Source organism: Vibrio sp. 10N.222.48.A3 (assembly GCF_041475345.1).
GTDB lineage: Bacteria > Pseudomonadota > Gammaproteobacteria > Enterobacterales > Vibrionaceae > Vibrio > Vibrio tasmaniensis_A.
Genome location: NZ_JBFRVX010001051.1, coordinates 1 through 435 on the forward strand (window position 1 = coordinate 1; position 435 = coordinate 435).

Consider the following 435-nt stretch of genomic DNA (forward strand, 5'->3'; position numbering starts at 1 on the left):
GTTCTAAAACAAGCTAAAGGTTACTACGGAGCACGTTCACGTGTTTACCGCGTAGCTTTCCAAGCAGTTACCAAAGCTGGTCAATACGCTTACCGTGACCGTCGCAACAAGAAACGTCAATTCCGTCAACTTTGGATTGCACGTATCAACGCGGCATCTCGTCAAAATGGTCTATCTTACAGCCGTTTCATCAATGGCCTTAAGAAAGCATCTATCGAGATCGACCGTAAGATTCTTGCTGACATCGCAGTATTCGACAAAGCAGCATTTGCTGTTCTAGTTGAAAAAGCGAAAGCATCTCTATAATTTAGAGTTAGCTTAAAGGTTTAATAAAAGGAGAACTTCGGTTCTCCTTTTTTATTGCCTGCTATTTGGCTTTGCCGCATTCTCTCGCATCTAATTTTTATTCACTTGAACAAGCATTCTGGTATATAA

At 41.1% G+C, this 435-nt stretch carries 1 protein-coding gene; it reads left to right on the forward strand.

Annotation, left to right across the window (positions count from 1 at the left end; all coding sequences use genetic code 11):
* On the forward strand, positions 1–306 hold a 306-nt coding region (rplT, locus tag AB4653_RS23500), incomplete at its 5' end, for a 50S ribosomal protein L20 (RefSeq protein WP_372105452.1).
* Positions 307–435: the final 129 nt, after the last annotated feature.